Source organism: Zoogloea oryzae (assembly GCF_030161255.1).
Classification (GTDB): Bacteria; Pseudomonadota; Gammaproteobacteria; order Burkholderiales; family Rhodocyclaceae; genus Zoogloea; species Zoogloea oryzae.
The window spans coordinates 1-2,396 of record NZ_BSPX01000165.1 but is presented as its reverse complement, the minus strand read 5'-3'; the positions used below and the strand labels follow the sequence as shown (position 1 = coordinate 2,396).

Below are 2,396 nucleotides of genomic sequence, written 5' to 3'. Positions count from 1 at the left end.
CAGGGCGCCCCGGTGGGGCGGTAGATCACGCGCTTGCCGGCGAGGGGCGCGGCGAGGGCGGCCGGCAGGGGCCGGTGGCTGATCCACAGCACGGCGCCGAAGCGGGCGATGTCCACGTCCTCGAGGCGGGCGAAGCGCTGCACGTTGGCCGGCAGCGGGCCGCTGCGGCCGTTGGCGTGGCCGCGCCACCAGTCGTCGCTGCCGCTCTCCTGGACGAGGGCGACGGGTTCGTCGTTCACCACCGCGGCGCTGGCGCGGACGATCTCGTCGTGGCTGGCTTCGAAAGTCCAGCCCAGCTCGCGGCCGAGGAGATCCACGGCGAGGGTCTGGCGGGCGTCGGAGGCGGTGGTGAGCACGACGGTGGCGTCGAGGGCGTGGGCGGTCTGGCCGGCCAGGGCGTTGGCGCCGCCCAGGTGGCCGGAGAGCATCGGGATGACGAAGCGCCCGGCCTCGTCGATGACCACCACGCCGGGGTCGGATTCCTTGCGGCCCAGATGCGGGGCGACCAGCCGCACCATCGCGCCCAGTGACACGATGGCGACGATGCCGTCGAAGTTGGAGAACAGGATGGGGATCTGCTCGCCGGTCTTGCCGGCGTAGCAGCTGGCGGCGCCGGGGGCGGCGGCGTGGGCTTCGGCGGCGAACTTCTCGGGGGCGAACAGGCGCGCGCCGGGCAGCGCGGCGACCACGTGGCCAGCCAGGGCGATGCCGTGGCGGGTGATCGAGACGACGGCGATGCGCTCGTGGGGGAAGGGCAGGTGTGGATTCATGGGTGAGCGGGGAAAAAGTGAGGTGGGGAATCAGGCCGGCTCGTGGGCGTGTTTGCGGCAGCCGCGGCGCAGTTCGCCGCGCACCCGCTTGGGGTTCTGCACGAGCAATAGGGAAAGGTAGTTGACCTTTTCGCCGGCCAGGCTGGCCACGTCGCGGACGACGCGTTCGTCCGGGGAGCCGACCTTCTCGATGAAGCAGCTGGTGGCGAGGAGCCCGCGGCGGGTCAGCAGGGCCAGCACCTCGTCGAGCAGCGGCTTGACCTTGAGCAGCACGAGGGTGTCGAACTCTTCGAGGAGGCGCTCGATCACTGGCACGCCGTAGGCAGCGGGGATGACGGCGAAGGTCTCGTCCTCTTCGGCGAGGGTGAGCCCGGTGCTGGCGGCGGCGGCGGCGAAGGAGGACACGCCTGGGATGGTCTCCACCTCCACCTCGGGCGCGAGCTCGCGCACCACCCGGGCGAGGTGGCCGAAGGTGGAGAAGGTGGAGGCGTCGCCTTCGACCAGGAAGACCAGATCGCGCCCTTCGCGCAGCAGCGCGACGGTGCGGGTGGCGGCGCGGCTCCACGCCTTGGCGAGGGCGATCGGGTCGCGGGTCATCGGGAAGACCAGGGCTTCGGCGTCGGCGGGGATGGCGAGGCCGCCGCGCTCGACGATGCCGAGGGCGTAGGAGGATTCCTCGGCCTTCTTGACCGGGTAGAGCCAGCGTGCGCCGCCGCTGAGGCAGGCCCAGGCGCGGCGGGTGATGAGCGCCGGATCGCCGGGGCCGAGGGAGGCGCCGATCAGGCGGCCGCAGGTGGGGGCGGTCATGGGGTGTCCTTTCCGGCGGAGACGATCCACACCGGGTTGTGGGCGGCGAGGCGGTGCATGTCGAGGATGGGCTGGCTGCGGGAGGCTTGCAGCTGAACCACGTCCCACGTCGCGCCGGCGTCGCCGAGGGTGGCGGTGGCGGTGGCGAGGTTTTCGAGGGTGACGAAGTTCATCACCAGCCGGCCGCCGGGGCGCAGGCGGGTGAGGATGAGGCGGATGAGCCCGGCGAGTTCGCCGCCGGAGCCGCCGATGAACACGGCGTCCGGGTCGGGCCAGGTGTCGAGGCCGTCCGGCGCCCGGCCTTCGACCAGGGTGTAGTTGCTGGCCTTGAGGCGCCGGGCGTTTTCGCGGGCGTTGGCGGCGTCGGCGGTGTTCTTCTCGATGGCCCACACGTGGCCGGCGTGGGCGAGGCGCGCGGCTTCGAGTCCGACCGAGCCTGATCCGGCGCCGATGTCCCACACGCGGCTGTCGGGCCGCAGGGCCAGCTTGGCGAGGGACAGGGCGCGGGCTTCCTGCTTGGTGATGAGGCCTTTCTCGGGGGTGCGCTGGACGAAATCGGCGTCGTCGAAGCCGAACACGGCGCGGGGCTCGGGCGGCGTGATGCGCGCGAGTACGACGATGTTGGGGTCGGGGAAGCGGCGCGCGGCGGCGTCGGCCAGCGGCAGGTCGGCCACCACGCTTTCGTCGGGCAGGCCCAGCCTGGCGGCCACCGAGAGCTGGAAGTCGGCGCCGTGGCCGGCGGCGATCAGGGCCCGGGCGATGCGGTCGGGGCTGTTCTCGGGGCTGGTGAAGGCGCCGATCAGGGGGGCGTCGGCGGCG

The 2,396-nt window shown here is 72.8% G+C and carries 3 protein-coding genes; all 3 read right to left on the bottom strand.

The genetic code is table 11. The features are described 5' to 3' along the window. The coding region (locus tag QQK25_RS22705) for a cobalamin biosynthesis central domain-containing protein (RefSeq protein WP_284190003.1) at nucleotides 1-770 on the bottom strand (770 nt) is incomplete at its 3' end. A 30-nt stretch (nucleotides 771-800) separates the two neighbouring features. Further along, nucleotides 801-1,577 carry a precorrin-2 C(20)-methyltransferase gene (gene cobI / locus QQK25_RS22700; protein WP_284190002.1) on the bottom strand — a complete coding sequence of 259 codons (777 nt, stop codon included), beginning with the start codon at nucleotides 1,575-1,577 and terminating at the stop codon, nucleotides 801-803. After that, nucleotides 1,574-2,396 (bottom strand): precorrin-6Y C5,15-methyltransferase (decarboxylating) subunit CbiT (gene cbiT / locus QQK25_RS22695; protein WP_284190001.1); only part of this gene is annotated, 823 nt, incomplete at its 5' end. The genes cobI and cbiT, both read right to left, overlap by 4 nt.